The 26,070-nt window shown below is 44.7% G+C and carries 23 protein-coding genes and 1 pseudogene; 12 read left to right on the top strand and 12 right to left on the bottom strand.

Annotated elements, in window-relative coordinates; translation table 11 throughout:
* A pseudogene (locus QUA88_RS11470) lies at nucleotides 1-868 on the top strand (hypothetical protein); the annotation flags it as partial.
* A gap of 531 nt (nucleotides 869-1,399) precedes the next feature.
* Here QUA88_RS11470 and QUA88_RS11465 read toward each other — a convergent pair.
* The 6 genes from QUA88_RS11465 to QUA88_RS11440 form a co-directional block, all read right to left on the bottom strand.
* Nucleotides 1,400-2,137, bottom strand: coding sequence for a response regulator transcription factor (locus QUA88_RS11465; protein WP_333053479.1), 738 nt, complete (start codon nucleotides 2,135-2,137; stop codon nucleotides 1,400-1,402).
* 725 nt (nucleotides 2,138-2,862) lie between these two features.
* On the bottom strand, nucleotides 2,863-3,825 hold the full coding sequence (locus QUA88_RS11460; RefSeq protein WP_333053329.1) for an FTR1 family protein: 963 nt from the start codon (nucleotides 3,823-3,825) through the stop codon (nucleotides 2,863-2,865).
* Nucleotides 3,826-3,935: 110 nt separating this feature from the next.
* Complete coding sequence (locus tag QUA88_RS11455; protein WP_333034807.1) at nucleotides 3,936-4,370, bottom strand: ferritin-like domain-containing protein; 435 nt, start codon at nucleotides 4,368-4,370, stop codon at nucleotides 3,936-3,938.
* Between the two features lie 116 nt (nucleotides 4,371-4,486).
* A complete protein-coding gene (locus tag QUA88_RS11450; protein WP_333053330.1) occupies nucleotides 4,487-4,675 on the bottom strand; it encodes a hypothetical protein in 189 nt (62 codons plus the stop codon).
* 155 nt (nucleotides 4,676-4,830) lie between these two features.
* Nucleotides 4,831-4,956 (bottom strand): hypothetical protein, encoded by a 126-nt coding sequence (locus QUA88_RS11445; RefSeq protein ID WP_333053331.1) that lies wholly within the window; start codon nucleotides 4,954-4,956, stop codon nucleotides 4,831-4,833.
* An 875-nt stretch (nucleotides 4,957-5,831) separates the two neighbouring features.
* A complete protein-coding gene (locus QUA88_RS11440) occupies nucleotides 5,832-5,966 on the bottom strand; it encodes a hypothetical protein (protein WP_333210398.1) in 135 nt (44 codons plus the stop codon).
* Here QUA88_RS11440 and QUA88_RS11435 point away from each other — a divergent pair.
* The 3 genes from QUA88_RS11435 (at nucleotide 5,966) to QUA88_RS11425 (ending at nucleotide 8,414) form a co-directional block, all read left to right on the top strand.
* On the top strand, nucleotides 5,966-6,895 hold the full coding sequence (locus tag QUA88_RS11435; RefSeq protein WP_333053334.1) for an energy-coupling factor ABC transporter permease: 930 nt from the start codon (nucleotides 5,966-5,968) through the stop codon (nucleotides 6,893-6,895). The genes QUA88_RS11440 and QUA88_RS11435 overlap by 1 nt on opposite strands.
* Nucleotides 6,888-7,544 carry an energy-coupling factor transporter transmembrane protein EcfT gene (locus tag QUA88_RS11430; protein ID WP_333053335.1) on the top strand — a complete coding sequence of 219 codons (657 nt, stop codon included), beginning with the start codon at nucleotides 6,888-6,890 and terminating at the stop codon, nucleotides 7,542-7,544. The genes QUA88_RS11435 and QUA88_RS11430 overlap by 8 nt, the downstream gene beginning before the upstream one ends.
* A 135-nt stretch (nucleotides 7,545-7,679) precedes the next feature.
* A complete protein-coding gene (locus QUA88_RS11425; protein WP_333053336.1) occupies nucleotides 7,680-8,414 on the top strand; it encodes an ABC transporter ATP-binding protein in 735 nt (244 codons plus the stop codon).
* Nucleotides 8,415-8,510: 96 nt separating this feature from the next.
* On the opposite strand, the gene QUA88_RS11420 is transcribed toward QUA88_RS11425, so the two are convergent.
* Nucleotides 8,511-9,515 (bottom strand): ion transporter, encoded by a 1,005-nt coding sequence (locus QUA88_RS11420; protein ID WP_333053337.1) that lies wholly within the window; start codon nucleotides 9,513-9,515, stop codon nucleotides 8,511-8,513.
* Nucleotides 9,516-9,759: 244 nt separating this feature from the next.
* On the opposite strand from QUA88_RS11420, the gene QUA88_RS11415 reads away from it, so the two are divergent.
* Both QUA88_RS11415 and QUA88_RS11410 read left to right on the top strand, forming a co-directional pair.
* Nucleotides 9,760-10,767, top strand: coding sequence for a 2-hydroxyacid dehydrogenase (locus QUA88_RS11415; RefSeq protein ID WP_333053338.1), 1,008 nt, complete (start codon nucleotides 9,760-9,762; stop codon nucleotides 10,765-10,767).
* Nucleotides 10,768-10,963: 196 nt separating this feature from the next.
* Nucleotides 10,964-11,401, top strand: a complete 438-nt coding sequence (locus tag QUA88_RS11410; protein WP_333053339.1) for a CAAD domain-containing protein — start codon at nucleotides 10,964-10,966, stop codon at nucleotides 11,399-11,401.
* 143 nt (nucleotides 11,402-11,544) lie between these two features.
* Here the strand turns inward: QUA88_RS11410 and aroA are convergent, their stop codons facing one another.
* Entirely contained in the window at nucleotides 11,545-12,900 is a 1,356-nt protein-coding gene (aroA, locus tag QUA88_RS11405) for a 3-phosphoshikimate 1-carboxyvinyltransferase (RefSeq protein WP_333053340.1), read from the bottom strand.
* Nucleotides 12,901-13,327: 427 nt separating this feature from the next.
* Between aroA and QUA88_RS11400 the strand changes: the two genes are divergently transcribed.
* The gene (locus QUA88_RS11400) at nucleotides 13,328-13,831 is read left to right on the top strand and encodes a hypothetical protein (RefSeq protein WP_333053341.1); all 504 of its coding nucleotides are present in this window, start codon (nucleotides 13,328-13,330) and stop codon (nucleotides 13,829-13,831) included.
* 118 nt (nucleotides 13,832-13,949) lie between these two features.
* On the opposite strand, the gene QUA88_RS11395 is transcribed toward QUA88_RS11400, so the two are convergent.
* The gene (locus QUA88_RS11395; RefSeq protein WP_333053342.1) at nucleotides 13,950-14,429 is read right to left on the bottom strand and encodes a hypothetical protein; all 480 of its coding nucleotides are present in this window, start codon (nucleotides 14,427-14,429) and stop codon (nucleotides 13,950-13,952) included.
* Nucleotides 14,430-14,702: 273 nt separating this feature from the next.
* Between QUA88_RS11395 and QUA88_RS11390 the strand changes: the two genes are divergently transcribed.
* Together QUA88_RS11390 and QUA88_RS11385 are read left to right on the top strand one after the other, a co-directional pair.
* Nucleotides 14,703-15,380, top strand: coding sequence for a hypothetical protein (locus QUA88_RS11390; RefSeq protein WP_333053343.1), 678 nt, complete (start codon nucleotides 14,703-14,705; stop codon nucleotides 15,378-15,380).
* A 74-nt stretch (nucleotides 15,381-15,454) separates the two neighbouring features.
* Entirely contained in the window at nucleotides 15,455-16,552 is a 1,098-nt protein-coding gene (locus tag QUA88_RS11385) for a DNA methyltransferase (protein WP_333210391.1), read from the top strand.
* Between the two features lie 11 nt (nucleotides 16,553-16,563).
* Here QUA88_RS11385 and QUA88_RS11380 read toward each other — a convergent pair whose 3' ends face one another.
* A complete protein-coding gene (locus QUA88_RS11380) occupies nucleotides 16,564-17,130 on the bottom strand; it encodes a hypothetical protein (protein WP_333053346.1) in 567 nt (188 codons plus the stop codon).
* A gap of 116 nt (nucleotides 17,131-17,246) precedes the next feature.
* Between QUA88_RS11380 and QUA88_RS11375 the strand changes: the two genes are divergently transcribed.
* Nucleotides 17,247-17,546 (top strand): putative quinol monooxygenase, encoded by a 300-nt coding sequence (locus QUA88_RS11375; RefSeq protein WP_333053347.1) that lies wholly within the window; start codon nucleotides 17,247-17,249, stop codon nucleotides 17,544-17,546.
* 258 nt (nucleotides 17,547-17,804) lie between these two features.
* On the top strand, nucleotides 17,805-18,614 hold the full coding sequence (locus tag QUA88_RS11370) for an MOSC domain-containing protein (protein ID WP_333053348.1): 810 nt from the start codon (nucleotides 17,805-17,807) through the stop codon (nucleotides 18,612-18,614).
* A gap of 170 nt (nucleotides 18,615-18,784) precedes the next feature.
* Here QUA88_RS11370 and QUA88_RS11365 read toward each other — a convergent pair whose 3' ends face one another.
* Nucleotides 18,785-19,654 carry a calcium-binding protein gene (locus QUA88_RS11365; protein WP_333210387.1) on the bottom strand — a complete coding sequence of 290 codons (870 nt, stop codon included), beginning with the start codon at nucleotides 19,652-19,654 and terminating at the stop codon, nucleotides 18,785-18,787.
* A 74-nt stretch (nucleotides 19,655-19,728) separates the two neighbouring features.
* Entirely contained in the window at nucleotides 19,729-21,402 is a 1,674-nt protein-coding gene (locus QUA88_RS11360) for a methyltransferase domain-containing protein (protein ID WP_333053350.1), read from the bottom strand.
* A 371-nt stretch (nucleotides 21,403-21,773) separates the two neighbouring features.
* Between QUA88_RS11360 and QUA88_RS11355 the strand changes: the two genes are divergently transcribed.
* The gene (locus QUA88_RS11355) at nucleotides 21,774-25,943 is read left to right on the top strand and encodes a glycosyltransferase (protein ID WP_333271748.1); all 4,170 of its coding nucleotides are present in this window, start codon (nucleotides 21,774-21,776) and stop codon (nucleotides 25,941-25,943) included.
* Nucleotides 25,944-26,070 lie beyond the last annotated feature (127 nt).

Below are 26,070 nucleotides of genomic sequence, written 5' to 3'. Positions count from 1 at the left end.
AACCGAAACAATCATAGATGCTTTGCACACTCAAATTCAGTCACCCGTAAAAAAAAACCAAGAACTTATCGAAACCTAGCCAGAAAAGAATACTTGACAGTAGCAAAGAAACGAAGATCATCACTAAAAGAACGAAGAAAAGCGATTAAGAAACAACTTCAATATATTAAAAGAAATTTAGCTCAGATCGAGGACATGGGTGAGCTAACGTGGCTGAATAAATATTATTATAAAATGCTATTAGTAGTCACAGAAGTCTACCGTCAACAGTTATGGATGTATGAAAATAAAACACATAGTATTGAGGACAGTTGGGGTAAGTTTAACACAACCCCACATCCGCCCCATCGTCAGAGGGAAAGCCGGGAAATCCGTTGAGTTTGGGGCAAAGCTGTCAGCCAGTTGTCGTAACGGATACGTGTTTTTAGACCGAATTAGTTGGGATAATTTTAACGAGTCTGTAGACTTAAAGAAACAAGTAGAAGAATTTAAACGGTTCACGGGATTCTATCCTGAATCAATTCATGTAGATCGAATTTATCGAACCAGAGAAAATCGAGCGTGGTGCAAAGAAAGAGGGATTAGAATGAGTGGCCCCCCTCTAGGAAGGCCCCCGACAAATATCAGCAAGTCAACGAAAAAACAGGCTCAGTCAGACGAGAGAATTCGTAACTCAATTGAGGGAAAATTTGGAGAAGCCAAAAGAAGATTCAGCCTCGGTAGAGTGATGGCTAAACTTGGTAATACTTCTGAAACAAGCATCGCAATAACTTTTCTGGTGATGAATCTTTCTGCCCTGCTACGGCAGGCTTTTTGGCTTTTTTTCGGTCTATTTCACAACAAAAACCTTTTGTCATGTTTTTTGGCTTAAATCATTGGTAAAAGCTATGTTTCGCCATCACAAGATTGACACAACTTATATTGCCGATGCCAGCTCAAATTCACTCATCTTTCTAAATGCTGTTTTCTGACTTTTTCAGCAAGCCCTAAGTAGCTATCCAATCCTCTCGAAAAAGACAAGGTGGAAAAAGAAATCCGGTACTTTCCTATGGACAAGCTTCTCTAAAAGTACGGTTAGAGGCAGGGCTGTTTCAGGCTCCGTAGGGGCAAACCCTCGTGAAGAGTCCCGATATTTGAAACATCGATTTCATCGTCCGTGGGGGGGCGGGCACGGGGAGTAGGGGTCGCACAGCCCCTACTACAAAATCGCGATTTTCCTGAGAATGAAACCGCCCTGCGGTGAGAGGGGGATGCGGGATTATTTTTTTCCGAATCAAGAGAGTTAATGGCTACTTGTTGACATATTCATCTCAAACTCAAAACAACAAAGCCTGAGAGCAAATGCTCTCAGGCTTTTCTAGCGGGATTTTTAACTGCTTGTTGCATCTGGCGTGCTAGCTCAAGCAGAGGATTTGGTTTCTTCAGCTACTTGTTCGTTGTTGGGTAACTCCAGGCAATAACCAGCCCCGTATACGGTTTTGATGTACCGAGGATGGCGGGGATCGGGTTCCATCTTGGTTCTCAGGTGTCTGATGTGTACACGAATAGTTTCGATGTCGTCGTCGGGGTCGTAACCCCACACTTCTTTGAGAATTTCGCTGGGAGAGACTGTCTGACCGTGGCGCTGAAGCAAGCAGTGCAGCAACTCAAACTCTAGGTGGGTCAGTTTGACTGTCTGAGCGTACCAAACAGCTTCAAACCTTTCGGGGACAAGGGTCAGCGGGCCGTAATTCAGAATTTCGGAGTGTTTGGCAGCTTGGGGAATGCGGTCTGTGCGCCTTAGTAGAGCTCGCACTCGGGCTAGCATCTCTTCTAGTTCAAAGGGTTTTGTCAGGTAGTCGTCGGCGCCGGAGTTGAAGCCTTCTACTTTGTCTTGAGTTTGACTTAAGGCTGTCAACATCAAGACGGGAATGTCTGAGGTGCGCTCGTCACGCCGCAAACGCTGACATACGGTGAATCCGTCTACTCTAGGCAGCATGAGGTCTAGGATGATCAGGTCGGGGAGCAGTTGTATTGCTAGTGCCTGACCTTTGATGCCGTCTTCTGCCTGGGTGACTTCATAGCCAGCCATTTCTAGGTTGACGGCTACAAGTTCGGCGATCGCCGCGTCATCATCAATAACAAGTATCCGGGGCATCATTATTTATCTCACCGCTAACCGAATGGCAGATCCTACAGCCTTCTGGGGGTTCCAGGTAACTTTAACGAACAATTTTTTAATTTTAAGCTTCATTAAGGATTATAAGGTTGATTAAGAACTTTCGGAGCTCTGTAAATATTCTTGTACTTATTATAAGCGATAACAGCGCATATCAGAAAACTGTTTACTCCAAATCTGGCTGGGGGCAGATTTGGGGTGGGGAAGAACAGCCTTAACTTTTGCAGGGTGCGCCTAGGTCCTCACAGGCTCGCCCTAGCGGTAGTCCGCGTCTTGCATTACCCTGTTAACCGTTAACTGTAAATTTTTTAAGTTGGTTAATTTTGCTTATAAAATTTTTGTGTTTTTTGAGTGGGTATGGCTGGCTTTTTGGGGGGATTTACGGTATTATTAAATAATAATAATACAAGTAAGCTGTGGAGCATTTAAACCACTAACGATGTCAGTAGGGTGCGTCAGATATCGCTCGCTTCCACCGACAAGGGAAACGCGGAGGACGCTCCGCACCATACAATACTATTTTAAATACTCCACAGCTTATTTATAGAAATAATAAAAACTATTACCATTATTAAATAATGACATATAAAAGTCAAATAATCAATCCCGCAACCTGAAAAATTTTGGTCATTTTTTTGCCTGTTGGGCTAATTTTTTTCTCTGCTTGGAATCAGCAAAACAACCGATAACAAATGCTTGCATACCTACTGAGGGCGAGTTTCCGATCGAGCTGGCGGAGTATTTTGGTTGGGAACAGTCGGCTTAGAACTTAATTTTTGGAAATAAAGACTGCCGATGGTGGTTAAGAATATTGTGTAAGCCGCCGCTTGGACGAGATAAAGTCGCTCTCTGTATCCAAACAGTGCTTTGAGAATCACTCCTGGAAATTGTCGATCGGGCAAAATTTCTGCTGCATTCCACACCATCGGGCCTAAAATACAAGAGTGGACTGGTGCGAGGCGATCGTAATAAACACAAATCGCTGCATACTTGCTATTCATCTGCGACAAAATCCCAGCGGCTTGGTCAAAATGCTTGAGTGCAGATACTGCCAAACCTGCCACGATTAACAACAACAAAATCCCCATAAACTTGAAAAACAGGCGGATATCAATTTTGACACCCCACTTGAACAGTAGCGCGCCAATGATTGCCGCCCCAGTCAAACCGCCCAAAGCACCCAAAGCGGGACTCAAACCTTGTTGAAATTGAGCGCTGACAAATATAACTGTTTCAAAACCTTCGCGCAGTACCGCAATAAAAATTAAGCCAAATACGCCCCAGCCGGCATTGCTATTTTCTGTCAAAGCTGCTGTAACTGCTCCTTCAACTTCTGCTTTGAGAAAGCGAGCTTGCTGAGTCATCCAAATTAGCATCCAGCTTAGCATTGCGATCGCCACAATTCCCAATACGCCCTCTAATAGCTGTTTAATGACTGGTGCGTAAGGCTGCTCAGATGTTGATAGTGCTGCGAGCAATCCATTGAATATAACACCCACAATACCGCTAGAAGCAATGCCGACTGCGACACCTGCATAAACCCAAGAATTGAGGTTACTTTGCTCAGCTTTTTTAAGACAAGCTAGTACAATTCCGACTACTAAGGCGGCTTCTACGCCTTCGCGCAGGGTAACTATAAAAGTTGGTATGGCTTCACTAAAATTCATTTTTTATAATTAGGGGGCATGGTCATGGGGCATGGGTCATTGGTCATTGGTCATTGGAAATAACCAATAACCAATAACCCATAACCAATCACAATTAACTAATGATTAAATCAACTATAATCCCGGAGCATTTTTTTCAGTTCTACTTGGTGTAATTCTTCTTGCCCAATTAGATTTCGGGCATATTCTTCCAAATAAACGCTGGAGTTGGTCACGACTTCAAGTAAAGACTTATACTTTTTGAGGGCTTTTTTCTCGTGATTTAAACTTTCTTCTAACAAGTCTTTCACCGAGTGTTTGTAGGTTTCTTCGATGGGAGCAATTTTCTGACTGGGGTGTCCCTCTAAACCGGTGAGAATTTCTCCTGCTTGTTGGGCGTGGAGTAGAGATTCCGTTGCTTGTGCTTTAAAAAACTGCACGATGGGAATCCGGTTTGGCCCTGTCACCATTAGTGAATAGTGGGTATAGCGCACGACACCTGCAAGTTCCCATTCCATGATGGTGCATAGCAGTTCCTGGGTTTTTTTCTCGTCAAGTTCTTTCATTTGTTGTTTTAGAGGTAGAATGCCTTAGAGGGCGCTGTTTATAATAGCACATTTAAGTTAAAAAGGAAAAGTAAGGTGCTGATGGCGCAGCTTACCGGAGAGATGTTGTATGTGAGCTAGGGGTTAACTTCTAAGGTTCCTGTAGGTTCAAACACTACAGTAAATTTAGCGACTGGTGCTGCACTGTTACTGCTGCTAGTTTCGGAAGATTTGAGGAGATTTGGCAAAGGAGTTTCTTTGGTGTAATCCTTGGCTGGTTGATTGAGTGGCTGGAAATTGCCGTAGCTTGCGGGGCGGAACGCCATCGCCCCATCTTGACTTGTACTGACTCGATAGACTAGATTTTGATTGAACGTAGGGCTAATTTGCCAACTTCGATCGATGCGATCGTACAGTTTCAGAGTTAACTCATCTAGTTTTACGCCGTAATTTCTGCTGTCTGATTTGTTCCATCTACCGCCTAAACTTTCTGCTGGGCTGCTGATACAGGTACAGCTTGGAGAGTATTATCTGTAGCCCTACTTGCCATAGCCGTTTCAGTAGACATATTAGTGAAAGGTACAACCTCTGGAGACTTGTCAGACAAATTTTTGGGGTTGTCAACAGCTAAACTGGAATTATTTGCAGCCGGAAGCGGACTGTTACTCGCAATAGCTCGTTAGGCCACCCCTTAGCAACAGCATTAGCGGGATTTTGCCCCTCCATTGTCAAAGACTTGACATGAAAACCGCGAAACATTTATTTTTGGCTAACGCGCGGGAGCATCTGAATGAAAGCAGCCCAGCTAAAAATTGGAGTTTTGAGGCTCTCTTGCTGGGGGGCAGGAGGCAGGAGGCAGGAGGCAGGAGGCAGGAGGGAAGAGGAAGAAGAAGTGTTTTTACAAATATGAGATGTTCCCTAACGCGCCACATTGCGATGGGAAAAGTCAATCGATTTTAGATTTGAGATGTGAGATTTTAGATTAAAGCATTAACCCAGCCCAAAAACGGATACGCTGCCACGTACAGGAGTGGTGGAAAGATCAAAATTTTAGACCCTAGTTCAAGCTCCCAGATTTATCTGTGGGGTAAATCTAAAATCTAAAATCTAAAATCTAAAATCGACTGACTTGCGCGAGATAAATACGTTCGGCAAGTTTCATCGGATACAGGTTTTTTATTTCTGGACGGATGAATTCAGGACTTGTATCCTGGATGATTTCGGTCAAAAATTTAATGTAAGTTATTCTCAAGAGTGGGAATAAAACCAATTAGGGATTTTCAGTTTTTTCTTGATATTTTTTTTTAATTATTGCTTGAGCTTGATGGTAAATACATTTTGCAGGTTAATCTGTAAACAAACATTGATCCTTTTTATCAAAAAGCTTGAATGTGGGGGTCTTCGGTACAATATCCGAATAATTCTTCAGGATTATTTAATGTTGCATTTTCATCCTCAAAACTTTGGCTGTGAAGCCCGAATCTATGTCAAATAAGCGATCGCCCGCCGCAAATCCCCCGATCGCTCGATCGCATTAATGCCCCCAGAGGGGGTTTTAAATTTTAGTAAAAAATAGTTGACTAAAGAGTTGGAACTTCTCTCGTTAGGATACATCAATGCACATACCTGATGGTTTTCTTTCACCGCCAGTAGCCATTGCCACCGGCATAGCAAGCGCAGCAGCAATCGCAGTTGCCCTAAATCGAACCAGCGCCAGTCTTGGACTCCGACAAGCCCCAATTATGGGCTTAACTACAGCTTTCGTGTTTGCAGCCCAGATGATCAACTTTCCGGTAGCTGGTGGCACTAGCGGCCACTTGTTGGGAGGGGCGCTCGCTTCCGTCGTTTTGGGGAGCCCTTGGGCGGCAACTTTAGCGATGAGCACAGTTTTTATAATTCAAAGCGTCTTGTTTGCCGACGGGGGCATCACCGCCTTGGGAGCTAATATTTTTAACATGGGGCTAGTTGGCATTTGGGTGGGCTGGTGGCTGTTGCAGCCATTGCAGCAACTTTTGGGAGGTTCTAGAAATCGTTTGCCCCTAGCTGCGGGTATTGCCGCTGGCCTCAGCGTCGTGGCTGCTTCGATTAGTGTGGCGATCCAATTGGCAATTTCTGGTACTGTAGGGCTCAATATCGCATTGCCAGCAATGGTAGGGGTACATATTTTAATTGGGATTGGCGAAGGGGTAATTACAGGCGGCGTGTTAACTTATCTCGTCAAAGTGCGGCCGGATTTACTGCCGGGAGAACAGCCACAATTGCAGAAATGGATAGTGCCAGTAATCGGAGTTTTATTAATTTCCGGGGTGCTTTCACTATTTGCTTCAAGTTGGCCTGACGGGTTAGAAGCGGTAGCCGAAAAATACGGCTTTAAAGATAAAGAAGCTGTGGCGATCGAAAATCCCACTCCTTTAGCAGATTACACAGTTAAAGGATTAGAAGAACAGCCTATTGGTACTAGCATTGCTGGACTTTTAGGGTCTGCCTTCAGCTTCGGCGCGGCTTTTGGGATTGCTCAGTTGGTGGTAAAACCTAAAGATGTCTAAACTCTCCATACCTTTTCGATTGCGAGTGTCTCTCACAATTGTGATTGGCATGGGTTTTCTGAAGACAGGCGCTTGGCTGTGGCTGGGAATTTATGGGGCGATCGCACTTTTTTGGTCGTTTTGGCTCAGGGCTCCGGTGCGAACCCTAGCGCAACTGTTGGGAGCAGAATTGATTTTTCTGTCCTTATTAGTGCTGCCCCAAGGTTGGGAACGCGCCAGTTTTTTGTTGCTGCGTTCCCTAATTTGCCTGCTAATTATGAACAGTTTTCTGCTAACTTTGCCACCCCACAGTTTCGGAATCGCCCTCAAAGGATTACCCCTACCAGCAGGTTTGCAAGAAATTGTACTTTTAACAGGACAATACTTAGAAATCCTGCTGTCCGAAGTCAACCGCATGAAAATATCAGCCCAACTCCGGGGCTTGTCGGGTACCGGAGGATGGCTGCGCTACGCCAGTGCTTCCATGATCGGAGCGCTTTATTTGCGAAGTCTCGATCGGGCAGAAAGAGTACACGCAGCAATGCTAATTCGCGGGTATCAAGGAGCTGTACCTGCCGAATCAAAATCAACACCAAAAGAGCGACTCTGGCTGACAGTAGCAATTGTAATGGCAGCCGGATTAACAATAGCTTCTTATGGTAAGTGGTAATTTAGAAGGGGCAATTGGTAATTGGTAATTGATTAATTCATTCCTCTACCTTTTGCCTTCTCCCTTCCCCTCTCTGCGCCCTCTGTGCTCTCTGCGGTTACATACTCTTAATCCTAAAATCGAGGCAAATAAAACTTGAGTAGACTAAAATCTGTGCCAACAATCGAAGTAGAAAACTTAGTATTTGGCTATCCCGATCAAAAGCCAATATTGCGGGGAATTTCTTTTAGTTTGCAACCAGGAGAAAGAGTGGCTCTACTCGGCCTGACAGGTGCTGGTAAAAGCACTTTACTCGAAAACTTGATCGGATTAAAAATCCCTCAAGCGGGCGAGATTAGAGTGCAGGGAAAAAAGTTGGAAGAGGCGACGTTATCGCAGGCGCGCAGGCAGATTGGATTTTGCTTTCAAGATGCTAACGACCAGCTATTTATGCCGACTATTTTAGAGGATGTCATGTTCGGGCCTCGCAATTACGGAGTGCCGCCGGGAGTGGCGCGCGATCGAGCTTTAGCCCTATTAGACGAATTTGGTTTAGTAGAATTTGCCAACCGTTCGGCCCACGAACTTTCGGGAGGTCAAAGAAGATTAGCAGCCTTGGCAGCAATTTTAGCATTAGAGCCGGCAATTTTAATCTTAGATGAGCCGACGAACGGACTCGATCCCTCGTGGCGGCGTCATTTGGCGTCTGTTTTGTCCCAATTGCCGATCGAGGTAATTTTGATTGCTTCTCACAATTTGAATTGGATCGGTAAAACGACTCAAAGGGCGTTAGTTTTGGCGGATGGTGAGATAAAAATTGACAGAAAAACCCAAGATTTGCTGGCAGACAAATCAACTCTCGAATATTACAATTTGCCACCAGATTGGTAATTAACTATTGGTCATGAGTCATTACATAAAGCAGTGATAACCAACCACAAGCGATGGCAACGATTGGGTGGAATTACAGGCAATATATATCTGTAATTACAGGTCGAATTTGCGGACGGCTTCATTGTACAAATGAATAGCTAAATCGCGTATAATTTGTTCATTTTGAAAATCACTTCCTAACTTCTGTTTGGCAATTTGAACACATTTTCTCATCAAGTCTGACGAACTTTCGATGTGAAGCGCGATCGCCCTTTGCTTTTCTTCAAAGCCGACCTCGATTTCCGCCAGCCTTTTGACCGATTGACAATTCGCCGATTGCTCTAAATTTGCCGCCATTTTTTCCTGCTTTCTCCTTTGGACTTCCTCGGAAAAACCCGCAGCGATGAGCCCCGCAGGTAACGCAAAAATTCCAATTCCCAAAAATGCTAATATTGCTCCTAACAATTTTCCTAAAGGAGTGATTGGATAAATATCACCGTAACCGACAGTAGTTAATGTCACAACTCCCCACCACATTGCATCGGGGATGCTCGCAAAAGTTTCGGGATGCGCCTCGTTTTCAACAAAATACATGACGCTAGAGGCAAATATTAAGAGAATAAAAACTGCAAATGCAGTGGCAATTAACTCTTCTTTTTTAGCGTACAATACTGCTCCCAGAGTTCTGAGCGATTCTGAATAGCGACTCATTTTTAGCAAGCGCAACAGGCGCAAAACACGAATTAAGTTAACGAAGTTAAAACTAGGAAATAACAGCAAGAAGTAAAAAGGTAAGATTGAAATTAAATCAATCAAGCTTAGCGGTGTAAGAGCATATCTCAATCTTCCCCAAAGCGGGTGGCTGTATTTGCGATCGACTGTAGAAACCCATAGCCTCAAAATATATTCTATTGTAAATACTAAGGAGGAAACAATTTCGATGTTTGCCAAAAGCGATGTGTGTTCTGGCGACAAGGTGGGGGAAGTAGAAGCAATAAAAGCTGCGACGTTAATCAGAATCAAACAAGTTATGAAAACATCATCTGCTAAACTGTATAAATTGCTTGACTCTGAGGTTTCTAAGATTTCATAAATTATAGTTTTGATTTTTTTAGGCATTGGAGTTTGTCCTAAGAATTTAGCAATTAACGCTCGCGCTTCACTACAGTATAAGCAATGAAATTCCCAAAATTAAGCAGGAGTTGCCCTCAAGCTAAAAAATTGTGTTCTTCAGAGAGGCTCTTGTTACGAAATTCAATATTTTTCATGGAAAGTGGGTTGTTTGGGGCAACGGTATTCTAGTAAAATTTAGAGTTGATCTGGAAAAAATTTCCAACTATTACTGGGTTTGCAGGCAAAAATCATGAAGGTAGCCGTATTCAGCACCAAATCCTACGATCGCACATTTCTGGAAGCAGCGAATGTCGGCGGCAAACACGATTTAGTTTTTTTTGAACCGCGTCTGAACCTGGAAACCAGCGTTTTGGCTGCTGGATTTCCGGCCGTTTGCGCGTTCGTGAACGACTCCTTGGACGCGAAAACGCTGCTTAGCATTGCCGAAAAAGGCGTCCGCTTGCTGGCCCTGAGATCCGCCGGATTTAATCACGTCGATTTAGCAGCAGCGAAGGATTTAAATCTAACTCTGCTGCGAGTTCCGGCTTATTCTCCCTACGCAGTGGCCGAACACGCAGTCGCTCTGATTTTGTCCCTCAACCGCAAAATCCACCGGGCCTACAACCGCGTCCGCGAAGGCAATTTCGCCCTAGACGGCTTGTTGGGTTTTGACCTTCATGGCAAAACGGTGGGAATCGTCGGAACAGGCAGAATTGGCGCAATTACTGCCCAAATTTTGCACGGATTCGGGTGTCGCCTGTTGGGATACGATGTTTACCAAAACCCAGATTGCCTCGCCCTAGGCATGGAATACGTCGCACTCCCGGAACTGTTCGCCACCTCTGATATTGTCAGCCTGCACTGTCCGCTGATACCGGAAACTTACCATTTAATCGGTGCAGAGGCGATCGAGCAAATGAAACCAGGGATGATGCTGATCAATACCAGCCGCGGTCAGTTGATTGACACTAAAGCTGTCACCAAAGCACTGAAGTCTGGTATAATTGGCTACCTAGGCTTAGATGTTTACGAACAAGAGACGGATCTGTTTTTTGAGGATTTGTCAAATCACGTTATTCAAGACGACGTTTTTCAGCGCTTGCTGACTTTCCCCAACGTCCTGATTACCGGACACCAAGCTTTTTTCACCGAGGAAGCTTTGAAAAATATCGCCGAAACCACGATCGGCAATATCACCGACTTTGAACAAGGACGCCCTTGCCCGAATCAAATCGACCTCTCTCAAGTGAAAAAATGAGTCAAAAGACCGATTTGGCAGCGAAGGCAATTGTTTAAAATCAAGTCATATCATTATTTTTGCTTGCAATTTGTGAAACTCTGCCTTAGTCTCATCAATTAGTCCCTGCAGCGCGGATGCTGTGCTAATTGCCGGAGAATTCTACTGGCAGCAATTCACAGCCTGCAATTTTACCTGACAACGGAGTAAGTATCCAATGACACAAGCTAACTTTTCGGACGAGACACAAACAATCACTGAAGTGGTGACAGTAGATCTGGTTGAGGACAAACCGGGGGTCATGACTACAGTGACAACCACAGAAACAACGGCCGGCCAGTTCCAAGATATTAAAGACCAAGTTATTACAATTTTGTCGGAACTTCCAGCCTATCTCTCTAATTTTTTTGCTGACTACCAAAAGCCCCTCATCACAGTTGGTTTAATCCTGGCAGGCGGTATTAGTATTAAGGTAATGCTGGGAGTTTTAGGTGCTCTTAATGATGTCCCTTTGGTAGCTCCAATTTTTGAGTTGATTGGCATGGGATATACGGGTTGGTTTGTTTACCGCTATCTGCTCAAGGCTTCTAATCGCCAAGAGTTGTTAACGGAAATTGATTCTTTAAAAGAACAAGTTGTAGGTAAAGATTCTTAAAGGGGTGTTGAAGGAAGAGGGAAGAAGGAAGTTCGGCAACGGATGTAACGGATGTCAGGAAGAAGGAAGAAAGAGGATTTTTCCCACTCTCCTCTTTCCTAATCTCCCACTCCTCCCTCTCCCCCTCTCCCACTCTCCCAATCTCAATTTGGATGGCAAACTTGTTGCAAAGTGGCGGTAAAGTCGGGGTAGGAAATGGCAGCAGCTTCTGCCCGGTGAATGTTAGTAATACCTGTGGCGTTGAGGGCTGCGATCGCCAAACTCATGGCGATTCTGTGGTCGGTGTAGCTGTCAACATCCGCGCCCGTCAAAGGAGTTCCCCCGGTAATTTCTAAACCGTCAGGTAACTCGGAAATTTGGGCTCCCATGCGGTTGAGTTCGGCAGCAGTCACCGCCAGCCGATCGCTCTCTTTGACTCGCAACTCGGCCGCATCTCGAATTATTGTAGTACCGGAGGCAAAGATCGCCGCTACTGCCAAAATCGGGATTTCGTCAATCAGTCGGGGAATTAAGTCGCCTGCAATGGTGCATCCCCGCAATTGGCCGGAACTACGAACCAAAATATCCGCTACAGGTTCCCCAGCCGCCTCTCGCTGATTTTGCAGTTCAATATCGGCGCCCATCATCTCCAAAGCTTCCAAAATGCCTGTACGAGTTGGGTTGACGCCGACATTTTCGACTACGAGCTCGGAACCTGGGACGATCGCCCCAGCAACTAGCCAAAATGCCGCCGAACTAATATCCCCCGGTACAATCACATTCTGCCCTTGCAGTTGTGTCGGCCCAGTGACTGTCACGCTACAAGTTTCTGGATCGACGCTCAATTGGGCTCCAAACGCTCGCAGCATCCGTTCGCTGTGATCCCGCGACAGAGCGGGTTCTGTGACTGTAGTTTCTCCCTCCGCCATCAAACCGGCGAGCAAAATGCAAGATTTAACTTGAGCCGAGGCGATCGGAGAATGGTAGTGAATCGGTTTTAACTGCTGTCCCAGTATCCCTAAAGGAGCTAAAGAATTACTTTTTCGCCCCCAAATTTGCGCTCCCATTTGTTGTAGCGGTTTAATGACGCGCGACATGGGGCGCGATCGCAGAGAACTGTCACCCGTTACCGCATAAAAACGCCCCGGATGAGAGGCTAAAATTCCCAACATCAGCCGCATCGTCGTGCCGGAATTACCCGCATCCAAGACTTCCACAGGCTCCTCTAACTCGCCAATTCCGACGCCCGTGACTGTCACCCGTTCCGCGTTGAGTTCAGAAACTTTGGCTCCCAGGAGCGAGAAACATTTAGCCGTGCTGCGGGGGTCTTCTCCTAGGAGCAGTCCCTCAATAGTAGTTTCACCTTGGGCGATCGCACCCAACATCAAAGCTCGGTGAGAAATCGACTTATCGCCCGGAACTCGAATCCTCCCCACCAGCGACAAGCCCGATGCCGGTTTTTGAATGCTTAAAGTTTGGCTTTTGTCAAGAAGCGTAGTAGTTATAATGTCAGCTTGCATTGAGATAAACTAGGATTGGATGGCGTTAGCTATCCTACCTTTTTCTCAGTCCTAAGTCAGTCGTCTTTTGTACGGGCTGAGGGTTTTTTCCCAATGTGTCCGGTTAACTTAAAGGCTGATTAAACTCGCCCGGAGACTCCGCTGTCAGTTGTCGGCGACACGGGAGTGCGGACGCAACGGCACGGATTTCACATTAATTTCACAAATATTATCCGTGTATCTGCTTAGATTTCATCTCCAGCTCTGAGTTATCGACCAGATGATTGAATTGTGACTAAACAATTTTAGATTTTCGATTGCGAGTTGTAGATTTTTCATTTTGTTAAGCAAAAGCTCCGGAATTTGGAACCCAGCCAATCTAAAATCTAAAGTCTAAAATCTCAAATCTCAAACTGCCCGATCCACCACAACTCCTAAACTTTTATTTATGCTGACCCATCACCGCAAGCCTGTAAGTTTATCGCTCGTCTCCACAGATTTACCTTTGTGGTCAGTCGTTGAAACCGCTGCTACGCTTTATCAAAAAGACCGCGAGCGCTTTCACTTGTTGTTGCACGAACCAGCAATAATCGATCGCGAATTTTCCGACGGTTCCAACGAATCTGCCGAGCCAGTTACAATCTTACCCCCAACTACAAAACCCCGGTTGCTCTGGCTAGAAGTTTCGCCCTATCGAGTCATTATGACGATGCAAGGAAACGGCAAATACAGTTACCGCCACTGCTGGGAACGAGGAATGTACGGCCTGAGCCGTTATTGGCTTCAGGGCGAATCGCTGGCGACTCCCGAACAGTTGCGACTCCGCAACTTCACTCGCAACTTGACCCTGACAGGAAAGCCGGAACCGGATCACTTGCAGTTAGAATACGAGTTGTGGTCGGAGAAAGTGCAACTCGGTCGCTATATTTTGAATCTAGAAATTCATCACTAAATTGGGTAATTGCAAAGGGGTAGATAGTAGGTGAAGGCGACGCATTCCTCAAATTCCTTCACCCCCCGTGGGTTGTTGGGGTTCGCGTGGCAATCTCAAAATACAAAACTCTTAGCCTTTAGCGATCGCCCTTACAATAATTAATCAGTTTGCTAGTCAAAGCGTCTTGATTTGCGGCTGCTTGATTCGCCTGTTGGCCGGCTCTAATAATATCTGCTTGAGCTGTTTGGATTTGCTCTCGACCTTCTATACTTGTAGAAGCGAGATTTCCAGCCTGAAGGCTTTTGCTTATGTCGCCGAGTGCTTGACTAATTTCCTGGAAGGATTTAACCGATGGCTCCTGAATTTCTTTGAGGGTTGGATCTGTTATTCGCAGAGCTTGAAGTTCATTCGCTATTAGGTTCAAATTTTTAGCTAAATTGTCGGTCGTTGCAGCATCGTTGCTGTCTTTATCAACATCAATGAGAGCGTTGCCTTTGTTGACAATTTCAGTAAATTTAGTACACTGGACAGTTCGACTCTCGCTGCAACTAATCGTCAGCGTACAGCAAGCAACAACTATCAGCAGGATGGCAATCTGTTTGCGAAAAAAGTACATGAACCCTCGGTTGCAAAAAAAGTAGATTCTGGGATTTTGTCGTAGAGTGCGTCACTCGATTTTCGATTTTCGATTTTCGATTTACTTGCGACATTGAATCAAAGGAGCTGGAACTTTGGTCTAAAATTAGGGATTGTCCACAAGGCGAGTGTACGCGGCACAGTATCCGTTTTTGGGTGTGTCAGCGGGCCGATCGATATATCGACTGTCGAACAACTTTCGCGGCATTCAAACACGCTCTACTAAGCTAAACTACGTACCTGTTTAGGAACTATGGTCAAAAACAGCAATAACCTAAAGAAGGGAAGCATTTGGGGATATCTTACCCTGCTTTTGCCTATTTCCTTGACGGCGGTTGCCAGTTTCGAGTCGGGAAGGATGTTTTGGGCGATCGCCACCACAGCGGGCGTTGCTTGGGCTTACAAGCTCTATCAGCAGCAGCAAAAAAATAAACTCGCTCATTTAGACTCGGTTTTCTATAAGTTGATCAAGGAAAATCAAGGGCGAGTTACGGCTTTGGATTTGGCGATGAATGCAAAACTGCCCGGAGAAAAGGTTCAAGAGTATCTCGACGAACGAGCCTCTGAGTTTGCCGCAGATTTTGAAGTGACGGAACAAGGCGGAATTTTGTATTATTTTCAAATAGCTCCAACTGTCAATCAAAGCGAAACAGCTAATGCGGCAATAGCTGTTCAAGAGCCTCCCACAAATCGGGAAAAAACACAAGAGAAAAAACCAAATTTATTCCCCATTGCTCAAACCAAGACTCCTCAAAAGCCCAAAATCTCTTTTACCCAGACGGAACTATCCCGCAGGTTCAAAGTTCACGCAAGTACGATCGGCAAGTGGAAACTTAAGCCGGAGTTTGCTCAGTGGAGCCGCGAAAAAGACCCGGAGGATCTCGCCTGGGAATATTCTACAGAAAACAAGCGATTTTATCCCAAAGATTGAGGTATTGACTAATTGACTGATTTGGGTTATCTTCAGTGAAAGTTGAAGTTTTTTTGAAATTAAAGGCAAAGCAAATGCAGCAGCACCAGAACCGAGAACAGCTCCCGCTAGATCGGATATTTCTGGGAAATTGTCTGGAACTTCTGAGCAGCTTGCCAGATGAATGCGTTGATTTAGTAGTATCCTCTCCTCCCTACAATTTGGGCAAGGAATACGAAACCAAGCAAGCTCTCAATATTTATTTAGAAGAACAGAGAATTGTGCTCCAAGAGTGCAGCCGAATTCTCAAAAAATCAGGTTCGCTGTTCTGGCAAGTCGGTGCTTTCTCCGATCGGGGTACGCTAATTCCGCTCGATATTCGCTTCTTTCCAATTCTAGAATCCTGCGGGTTAATTCCTCGGAATCGAATTATCTGGGGGAGACAGCACGGTTTGCACGGCAGAAAGAAATTCTCATGCCGCCACGAGACAATTCTTTGGTTTACTAAATCCGATGAATATATATTTAACTTAGACGATATTAGAGTACCGCAAAAGTATCAAAATAAAAAACATTACCGGGGATCTCGCAAAGGCGAACTTTCATGCAATCCTGACGGGAAAAACCCAGGCGACATTTGGATGTTCCGCAACGTCAAACACAACCACGAAGAACAAACTATACATCCCTGTCAATTTCCCGAAGACTTAATAGCTAGAATTGTCTTGACTACAACGGTGAAAGGTAATGTTGTTATCGATCCTTATATGGGTTCGGGTACGGCGGCCGTTGTAGCTAAAAACTGCGATCGGCATTTTATCGGTGCAGAATTGGATCTAAAATATTATCAAGTTGCGCTGCGTCGTTTAAGCGGGGAACCGGACGAGCGCGGCTATTTCCCCAACTTAAAAACTCTGCGGGACTATGTAGAAAAAACCGGACAGCCAATAGAAGGATTTCGGTTTGACGTACAAGTAGGTAAAAAACCAACTGAACGCAGCAAAGCAAAAATATATCCCGAAGAGTATCACTTAGAAGAAATGGAGAAACGCTTGCTCTATGAGGAAGCTGCTTTTGCTGCGGATATTCGGGGAAAAGCTCCACCAGTAGACCTCAAGCTAAATGGCAACGGTAAGAAAACGCTGAATTCTACTAAAATTGGAGAGCAATTAGAACTTGAGCTGTGGAGCTAGTATATCATTTTTCAAATAATCCGAATAGAACTGCGACTGCGGGGCGAGCGTCCTGAAATTATTTGACATTCACACTCTTGCTGAGTTACTATTGTCCTTGATGTTCGAGCGCTGTAAACAGTCAATTTTGCAGGTACTTTTGTATTCCTTTGGTTGAATAAACACACTATTCTGAGCGGTACATTAAATAGAGAGGCCGATAATACTGTTAACTGATTCACAGCTTGCTCGTAGTAAAGGCTGCTATTAGCAGCAGGAAACATTTGTGCTCTTGTAACTATAATAACAACCTTAACGGGCTGTCCTGTCAGAGGCGTCTTAGTGTTGAAAAACAATTGCGATCGCACAGTATTGTTTAATAGAAGTGCATAGTGAGAAAACTGAACTTCTACAATCGCACCAGCAGAGCCAAAGTCAACATCTGTTCCCAAAAATCGATATATCGGCGGAATCTTGATTTTCGCTAGCCATCCAAGTTTGAGCAACTCAGTTTTGATGTATTCATTGGTTGCTACAGTATCGAAAACTGGAGCGCCCAGAAATCCAGCTTGAGCTGAAGGTTTTATGTGCAGTGGCATAGCAGCAAGTACGCTGCTGATTTGGTTCCATTCCGCGCTACAGTAGTTACTGATGACAGTGTTTGCTTCATTGAAATCCGTAAATTCAATTAAAATAGCATAGCCTCCTTTTTCCTATGTCCAAAACAACCTTGCGAGTAGTCGCCCGCCTCGCAGCCTTTCCCGACAAAGTAGCAGAACTTAAATCTCTGCTGCTGAGCATTATAGAACCAACTCGTAAAGAAAAAGGGTGCATCAAATACGAACTCCTGCAAAATCAAGCCGATCCCACAGATTTTACCTATGTTGAAGAGTGGGAAAGTGCTGATTTGCTCGAACTACATCTCGGTTCAACTCACATTCAAGACGCCGTACAGAAATTAGACGGTTTGGCCGTTGGGCCTCCAGATATCCGCCGCTATGAATTGCTAGCTTAATCGGGTTTTTATAGCAATTTGATTAATGTGTGTGAAATAGCTTCTATTCCCCCAAAGTTTGCGGCGAACCCTACCTACATATATAGGTTCTGCGTAAGTCCAATTCTACTCACATCTTGCACTATTCTCGCTGAACAGGCTTTTCGGCCTGTTCCACAAAGAGTAGATTTTCTCGCTGAACAGGCCGAAAAGCCTGTTCAAAAAAGGATTATTGACAATGGTGCAAAATCTTAGATTCTACTAACTTCGGAAAAATTTATGACATTAGCAACAATAAAACAGTTATTTATTTATCCAATTAAAGGGCTGACACCGCAAGAAATGTCGGAGTTTGCTTTAACAGCAGGACACGGAATTAAGGGCGATCGAGCTTTTGCCTTAATGTTTGCAGATAATCTGGAAGCTGCAAAAAAGCCCGCAGATAATGTGCCTTGGATGAGCAAAAAAAATTTTGCGGTTCAAAACGATTGGCCTCTGTTAGCAGCTTTAGAATGTGATTATCAACCGGAAACTGCCGTTTTAACAGTCAAGCGTCAAGGAGTTGCAGTGTTATCCGCAGAAACAAACACAGCAGCGGGGCGCGATCGCATCGGCAGTTTTTTCACAGAATATTTGGCAGCAATTGAACCCACAAAAGAAGCGAGACACCCGCAGTTTGCACCTTTGCACTTAGTCGGCGACACCAGCGGCGAAACTCGTTATCCCGATCGAGAACCCGTACACATTTCTTTACTCAGTCAAGCCACATTAGACCAATTAACAGAAATTGCTGTTCAAAACATTGACGTGGGCCGATTTCGCCCGAACATTGTGCTAGAAGGTATGGCAGCTTGGTCAGAATTTGAGTTGATCGGAAAACAGTTTCAATTAGGAACAGCGCGTATAGAAGTTACAGCACGAATCGGCCGCTGTGTCAATATAGAAGTGAATCCAGAAACGGGCGATCGGGATATTTCCCTACTCAGTTTACTGCAAAAGGAATTCGGTCACGCACAAACTGGAGTTTTAGCCAAAATTATCAACAGCGGCACAGTTAAAATCGGCGATGTTTTGACTGCTGTAAAATAGTAGGACTTACGGGCGGGCTCTTCGGCCCAACCCCTACTTCCCACAAGAAAACTCATTATTTGTGGAACAGGCATCTTGCCTGTTCATGAGAATATCTTGGCTGTTCCTGAGAATGGTGCAAGATGTGAGATGCACCTCTCAAGGATTGCAGCTTACCTGAATATCTTAACTCATCCTGCTTGCGGCACCCTCACCTTATTACCAATCAAATTCAGAAAACTCGCTCCAAAATGTTGAATCTCCAAAAAATTAGCATAGGAAGGAGTTGACTTGTAAACTCTAAAAGTCCGCATAATTCCTAAAGTCGCCGCACTTTCCAGGGGGCCGATAAAGCTAGTATCTCTATCCAAAAAATGAGACTGCTTAGCCCAGTGTGCCATCTGTTCTGCATTCAAAAAGTAGCAGCCGGAATGAGGATTCAACGCTCGCTCAAAAGCGACTGTTTGTTCCATGATTTTTCCCTTTAACTGCCGCTGCTCCTCCACATTTTGAAACTTAGCAGTAGCTGTTGCTGCTAAATCACCATCAATATATGCTTTAAAAACCGCGCCTTGAGGCGCTATTTCATAGCGATTAGGTTGCAGCAAATTCCCATTTCCTCCGTGATGCGTAAACCACTTTAATTTACTAAAAAACCACGGGTCATGCAGAACTAAATCATCTTCCAAATAACAGAAATAATCGTATTTGTTAAGACAGGCTCGCAAAACTGCTTGACACTCAAACCCCAACAGCAGCGGTTCGCATTTGGTAGCGTGGTGCATAAAACATCTGGGCTGCACTGGCAGTTGAGGCAACAGATGATAACCTTGAGTAGTGCAAACAACAATGTCAATTTCGTGCTGTTGAGATTGATTTGCTGGGATAGTTGCACATTCGCTAATGTCAATCATGGACTGAGATTTGCCGTACAAAGCTTGCAGCGATGTCACGCAAGCTGTTAAAGCGTTTAGTCGTGGTTGCGGATCATTTCGCTGGGAAGCGTGTTTTCCGTCGCCGCTGGGATTGTAAAAGTGAGCAATAGTGAATAGAATTCGCATTGGTGTGGAGTAACAATTAGAAATTAAACAATAAAACAGAACGATCGCACAATAGCCTATAAATCTTACCGCACTTAGTCACCAAATAACTCCGGCAGGCGATCGCGCAACTCAGCATTTAAACGCGGCAACTCGTCCCGCATCTGTAAGTACCAATCTCGGCGCTGTCGGTAGTGCCCGCACAGCAAGCGGTTGTCGCGCACCCATTCGTAAGCATTCGCGGCTATTTTCCTGCGCCGAGAAGTGTCAGATATCAGCGAATTTAGTTTGGTTTCAAACTCTTTTTCATATCTATAAATCAATCCCGTTTCACCTTCGACAATAGAATGTTCGTACACAGTGGGACTTGCCAGCACCGCTACTCCCCGCGCTGCACATTCAATAAATTTTAAGTCAGATTTCGTTTCATTAACCGGGTTGGAAACAAGCGGTAGCAAAGCTATATCGCAACTGTACATAATTTCTTGATACCGTTCGTAACTGCAAAAGGGTTCAAATTCTTTTTGCTGTATTTCCAAGGATTCAAAAAATCGGCGGTCATGGATTACTTTAACTCGAATCCGGTGCTTGTGTGCGACTAAAACTCGATTGAGCGCTGCCATAATCGGCTGCCAATCTTTTTCGCGGTTGAGCGCACCAAAAAAAATTGTGACTGTATCTTCTGCCGGATAAATTCGCGGCGGAGGTAGATAGGCTAATTGATTGGGAAATACGGCAACATTTGGATTGTATTGGCGCAAAATTTTTGCTAGCGGTTCTGTCGAAGTTTGAACGCAGTGACAGCCGCGATAGCTGAGGTAATTATTGTCGGCGTATTCGCGGCGACGGATGGGATTGTCGTCAATTTCAGCTACTATTAAATAGCCTTGTTGCAGGAGTTCTTTGATTTGGGGAATGTACGCGGGATATTGCATGATTGTCCGCTGCCAGATGAAGACTTTTTCTTCTTCCGGCAGCGGCGGAATTAACTCGGCTTTTTTCACGCCGGATACGGCGCGGACACCGGGAATTGTAGCGCTAAATTTGTCCGGTTCCAAAACTCGCACACGATCGCACCCTGTAGGAGCCATAATGATAGTCTGAATCAGCAGTCTGCGCGCAGGTACGGCCGATTTGGTCGATCGCACGATATAATGTTCAGCACCGGTTTCCGTAGCAAAACTGCTCGATGTTAGCTCTAAAGCCTGTACCATTGGATGCAGCAATTGCTGAAACTGGACAAAATTTTCGGTTTTGTGTCCCTTCCCTTGAAATTCATAAACCTGCAATCCGGCTTGAGCAAATAGTGATTTAATACTTTCTAGGGTAAACCAGTGCTGCATCTTGTTGTCGGGATTCTCCCACTGTCCCCGCAACAGATTGACAATTCGCCGCCAGTATTGAACATTAGGGATTCTAGCGAGAATTTGCCCCTCTGGATTCAGCAAAGAATTGTACTGCTTGAGAATATCCCAAGGATTTTTAAAGTAGGGTAGCAAGTCGCCAAAAACCAAACAATCTACGGTTCCTGGGGCGATGTCAAGACTTTCGAGGGCAATTTCTTCAATATCGGCTACCGTCACCCAGTTTAGCCGATCGACCGCTATTTTAGCTTTTTCTCGATCGCATTCAATGCCAATATACTGACAATGGGGATTGATCAGCTTGTACTGTTCGCCCGTCGAGCCCATACCGCAGCCAATTTCAACAATGACTTTAGCATCCGGCGGTAGCAGCTTCAATAAGTCGTGGTTGACGCGATCGATCACTTTCTCTAAAATTCCTGATTAGTTGATCGTAAAATAAAACAGAGCCACCCATGCCGACAGACAACCAGCCGAAGGTTAGCATTGCGATGCCAGTATACAATGGCGATCGGCACATTTGTCAAGCACCCTATTTTCTGTTGCCAACCCTTTCTATTCCCTCTCTTCTCTTCCTCTGCGTTCTCTGCGCCCTCTGCGGTTCATTTAATCTTATTCACCCATCATACAAGCATTCCTATATCTTAGCAAAAATTGAGCAAAATTATAATTCATTCTCAACCCCTACCCTCATTCAGCGCGATAGAAAAACTCAATTAATTCGGCTTTTTCCCAAAAAAAATTAACCCAACAATTTGCTAAATACATTAGAAACTATGAACCCTAATCTAGGAATGAACATCGCCGGCTACATCAGCGGCGAATTTGGCATAGGAGAAGGTGTCCGAGCCAACATCAGAGCCGCAGAAGCAGCCAACATTCCCTTCATTATCAACAATTTTACCCGCAGTCCCCACCGCAAACAAGACACCACCTATCAAAACTTTAGCCAAGACAATCCCCATCCCGTAAACTTAATTCAAGTCAACGCCGATGAAGTTGCAACCTTTATCAAAGATAGAGGTTCCAGCTATTTTGAAAACAAATACAATATCGGATTTTGGGCCTGGGAACTTCCCGAATTTCCCCCAGAATGGCAGCCAGCATTTAATAACTTTCACGAAATATGGACTTACAGCAACTATTGCGCCGAGGCAATTTCCGCAGTCTCGCCAATTCCCGTCATCAAAATCATGCCCAGTATTGCTCTCCCCGCACCTTCCCTGAACAGAGAAGCACTGAATTTACCTAAAGATAAATTTATTTTCTTGTTTGTCTTCGACTTTTCCAGCCGCATCGAGCGCAAAAATAGTTTAGCGACAATTCAAGCATTTAAGCAAGCTTTTGGCGAAGATAACAGCGTATTATTGGTCATCAAATCTTCTAATTCAACCCAACATTTAGAACAGCAAAAGTTATTAAAGTCTGCTATCGCTAATTGTTCAAATATCAAACATCTAGACGGGTATTTGTCCAAAAATAAACTAAACGGTTTGCTGTACAATTGCGACTGTTATGTATCCCTGCACCGCTGCGAAGGATTTGGCTTAACAATGGCTGAAGCCATGTTTTACGGCAAACCCGTAATTGCCACCGGCTATTCATCAAATACAGAATTTATGAATGTCGGCAACAGCTATTTAGTCAAGTATAAGTTAATCCCAATTGAGCAAGATTGCGGGCCTTACAAAAAAGGCAATGTTTGGGCCCAAGCGGATGTCGAACACGCTGCGGATTTAATGCGGTACGTCTTCAACAATTACCGGGAAGCTCAACAAATTGGAGCGATAGCCGCTGAGGAAATTAAGACTTTACTCAACCCCCAAGTTACAGGGAATAAAATTAGAAAACGTCTCGAATATATTGCCGAGATTACCGATAACTTTCAAAGCATACCTCTGTTAGGAACAGCCAAAGCGAAGTCTGCCAAAATTAGGGCTAACTTGCCGCCATCACAGCAACAAAGTCAAGCAAAAGGAGAACTGCCAAACGAGCAGCCGAAGGTTAGCATTTGCATTCCGACATACAACGGAGAAGCATTTATTGGGGAAGCAATTCAAAGTGCTTTGGCCCAAACCTACGCTAACATAGAACTGATTATATCCGACGACGGCTCCACAGACCGCACAATTGCGATCGCCCAATCATTCCAATCACAAACCTCAGTCGATTTCCGCATCATACTGCACCGCAACTACGGTTTATCACAAAACTGGAATTTTTGCATCTCTCAAGCAACAGGTCAATATATTAAATTTTTATTTCAAGACGACTTGCTCGCACCAGAATGTATTGAGAAAATGGTCGCACTCGCCCAACAAAACTCAGAAATAGGTATGGTTTTCTCCCCGCGCGGCATCACCATCGCTGACAATGAATCTAACCCGATTTTGCGCGGAGCTTCCCAATCAATTAAAGATTTGCACAAAAGCTGGTCGAATTTAAAATCTATTCAGCCAGGAAAAGAATTACTCGCAGATACTAAATGCTTGAACAACCCGATAAACAAAATTGGCGAACCGAGTACCGTCTTAATTGCCGCGCGAGTCTTTGAAGAAATAGGATTATTTGATTCGGGATTATCTCAGTATGTAGACTTAGATATGTGGTGGCGAATCATGGGCAACTATCATATCGGATTTGTAGACGAAAAACTGTCCTCACTGCGGATTCATCCCGAACAACAAACTTGGAAAAACTTCGCCGCTGGGGAAAATCATAAGGATGTAGTAAGATTTTATAAAAAACTACTAAATAGTCCTGATTACAGTTTCCTGGATCAACAAATCAAACAGACAATCCGCCATAAGTTGGCATTGAGAACCCAGCCGAGTTTATCAGAATTATCACCACTGCTCGATCAATACAATAAATTCCCCTCAAAACAGCCTCTTCTCGCGCTGCGCCCCTACCGCCAACAGCTAGCTGAGTATTGGCTGAATTTGCCAGCGGAAAAATTAGAAATTGCTTACTCGAAAGACATGGGGAAGGCTCATAAATTGCTACTAGATAGCGCCCTAAAAAATGAAACTTTAACTGAGTCAGAACAACGTTTTGTCCAGCAGTTATCCTCGAAACTTGCTGAAGGAGGGGAAATTGCCGAGAAGATGCAATATCTCCTCGCAGCGATGCTGTACCGCGACGCTTATCAGTTGCCGATTGAGTATAAAAATGCAGCGATTCCCCAGTGGTTTTTTGACGATTTTCTGAAATTCCTATTTCAGTCACCGAATTATTTTCAAAGGAGAGGTGGAATTGTCAAGAACGGGCAAGATGCCCGTTCCACACAAGATGAATTTTCTGGTGGAACAGGCATCTTGCCTGTTGGTTCCACAACAGATGAATTTTCTGGTGGAACAGGCATCTTGCCTGTTGGTTCCACACAAGATGAATTTGCTGGTGGAACAGGCATCTTGCCTGTTGGTTCCACACAAGATGAATTTTCTGGTGGAACAGGCATCTTGCCTGTTGGTTCCACACAAGATGAATTTGCTGGTGGAACAGGCATCTTGCCTGTTCCTAAACAAGTAATTGAGAAGGGTGCAAGATATCAGTTTCAACCCAAGTCGGAAGTAGAAAGTTACTCTGAATATTTCCAGCAGTTAATCAAGTACGTCGCTGCTAATATCGCCAGTTTTCCAGATTCAGAAGTTTGGCGTTATTTGGCAGCTTTTATTGCCAAAAGTGTTAGCTTCCAAGCTTTGTATTTGAGCGACGAGGTCAATCTGCTCAATATATTGAGTCAGCGAGCTGATATTCTGGAATTTCATTTGAAAAATATCGGCAGTCAAATAGAATGGAATTTTCCTCAGAGAGAACCTGAAAGAACTAAAATCAGAGTTGGCTTTTTGCTGGATAAAATTAGTGAGGAATCCGAGACTCGTGCTGCAATTGCGAGTTTTGAATATTTAGACAGAAGCAAATTTGAAATTATTGTGTACTATTTCCAGGTACAAGACGAGCGACTGGGGAAATATTGCGAAAATTGCGCTGACAAACTGGTGCAACTGTCAGAAACTTTGCCCAATCAAGTCCGAGAAATTCGATCGCACGATTTAGATATTCTGCTAATCTGCACCAATACTACCGACACTTCTCAACCAAGCGCGCTGCTGTGCCTGCACCGACTAGCGCGGGTGCAAATCGCTACCGGTGCATCAACCCCCGCAACCACCGGCACCCGAAATATCGATTATTTCATTGCTGGAGATTTGACATTGCCCGCAGGTGCTGCTGCAGAGTTTCGCGAAAAATTAATTACTTTAAAAGGGTCGGGAGTTTGTGTAAGCTATACTGTAGGGTCAGCACCTGCCACAGTTGAACCGACTCGCAGGAGTTGGGGAGCCACCGACGAATCTGTAGTGTTCATGTCCGGCGCTCAAGCTTGGACAATTATCCCAGAATTGAGAGAAACTTGGGCAAAAATTATTGCTGCCGTACCGAATTCTATTTTAGTTTTGTATCCCTTTAGTTCCCGCAATGGAAACTATCCGACGGTGCCTTTTTACAACCAAATTCGATCGCTCTTTGCCGAATTTGGGATTGACAAAAAGCGCTTAGTTGTGATTAAGGCGCTGCCATCTCGCGCAGATTGCATAAAATGTCTGGAATTGGCTGATATATATTTAGACTCCTATCCATACAGCAGTGGCTGCTTCTTAGCAGAACCCCTGTTGGTGGGGTTGCCTGTAGTGGTAAGAAAAGGGCAAAAAACTCGATCGCGACAATCAGCCGCAGTCCTCGAAGAACTACTAATTCCGGAACTGGTAGCTGACAGCGAGAACTCTTATTTAGAGCTGAACACAGCACTGGGAACCAACCCAGAACTGCGCCGGCACTACCGCGAGCGAATCCAGCAAAAAATGGCGGCAAACCCCAAATATCTCGACAGTCGCGCTTGCTCGACCCAACTCGAAGCACTCTTTGAAAAACTATTCCGAGAGTGAAGGAAGAAGGAAGAAGGAAGTTCAGCAACTAAGCAGTGTACGGGATTTAACGGGTAGATGTTGAGGGAAGATTTTCCCACTCTCTCACTCTCGCATCCCGTTACCATTCTGAGCCCCGCGGGGAACC

This window comes from Microcoleus sp. D3_18_C2 (assembly GCF_036702395.1).
Taxonomy (GTDB): Bacteria; Cyanobacteriota; Cyanobacteriia; order Cyanobacteriales; family Microcoleaceae; genus Microcoleus.
The sequence above is the reverse complement of the archived record's forward strand: the minus strand, read 5'-3'. Positions and strand labels throughout refer to the sequence as shown.

Bases quoted from the DNA above. Each gene is read 5' to 3' on its own strand.
- QUA88_RS11420 (WP_333053337.1), bottom strand. From the start codon at position 9,515: ATGCCTAAAAAAATCAAAACTATAATTTATGAAATCTTAGAAACCTCA.
- QUA88_RS11435 (WP_333053334.1), top strand. From the start codon at position 5,966: ATGCACATACCTGATGGTTTTCTTTCACCGCCAGTAGCCATTGCCACC.
- QUA88_RS11365 (WP_333210387.1), bottom strand. From the start codon at position 19,654: ATGCGAATTCTATTCACTATTGCTCACTTTTACAATCCCAGCGGCGAC.
- aroA (WP_333053340.1), bottom strand. From the start codon at position 12,900: ATGCAAGCTGACATTATAACTACTACGCTTCTTGACAAAAGCCAAACT.
- QUA88_RS11410 (WP_333053339.1), top strand. From the start codon at position 10,964: ATGACACAAGCTAACTTTTCGGACGAGACACAAACAATCACTGAAGTG.
- QUA88_RS11380 (WP_333053346.1), bottom strand. From the start codon at position 17,130: ATGCCACTGCACATAAAACCTTCAGCTCAAGCTGGATTTCTGGGCGCT.
- QUA88_RS11430 (WP_333053335.1), top strand. From the start codon at position 6,888: ATGTCTAAACTCTCCATACCTTTTCGATTGCGAGTGTCTCTCACAATT.
- QUA88_RS11355 (WP_333271748.1), top strand. From the start codon at position 21,774: ATGAACCCTAATCTAGGAATGAACATCGCCGGCTACATCAGCGGCGAA.
- QUA88_RS11395 (WP_333053342.1), bottom strand. From the start codon at position 14,429: ATGTACTTTTTTCGCAAACAGATTGCCATCCTGCTGATAGTTGTTGCT.
- QUA88_RS11400 (WP_333053341.1), top strand. From the start codon at position 13,328: ATGCTGACCCATCACCGCAAGCCTGTAAGTTTATCGCTCGTCTCCACA.
- QUA88_RS11465 (WP_333053479.1), bottom strand. From the start codon at position 2,137: ATGCCCCGGATACTTGTTATTGATGATGACGCGGCGATCGCCGAACTT.
- QUA88_RS11385 (WP_333210391.1), top strand. From the start codon at position 15,455: ATGCAGCAGCACCAGAACCGAGAACAGCTCCCGCTAGATCGGATATTT.
- QUA88_RS11370 (WP_333053348.1), top strand. From the start codon at position 17,805: ATGACATTAGCAACAATAAAACAGTTATTTATTTATCCAATTAAAGGG.
- QUA88_RS11460 (WP_333053329.1), bottom strand. From the start codon at position 3,825: ATGAATTTTAGTGAAGCCATACCAACTTTTATAGTTACCCTGCGCGAA.
- QUA88_RS11450 (WP_333053330.1), bottom strand. From the start codon at position 4,675: ATGGCGTTCCGCCCCGCAAGCTACGGCAATTTCCAGCCACTCAATCAA.
- QUA88_RS11375 (WP_333053347.1), top strand. From the start codon at position 17,247: ATGTCCAAAACAACCTTGCGAGTAGTCGCCCGCCTCGCAGCCTTTCCC.
- QUA88_RS11455 (WP_333034807.1), bottom strand. From the start codon at position 4,370: ATGAAAGAACTTGACGAGAAAAAAACCCAGGAACTGCTATGCACCATC.
- QUA88_RS11390 (WP_333053343.1), top strand. From the start codon at position 14,703: ATGGTCAAAAACAGCAATAACCTAAAGAAGGGAAGCATTTGGGGATAT.
- QUA88_RS11415 (WP_333053338.1), top strand. From the start codon at position 9,760: ATGAAGGTAGCCGTATTCAGCACCAAATCCTACGATCGCACATTTCTG.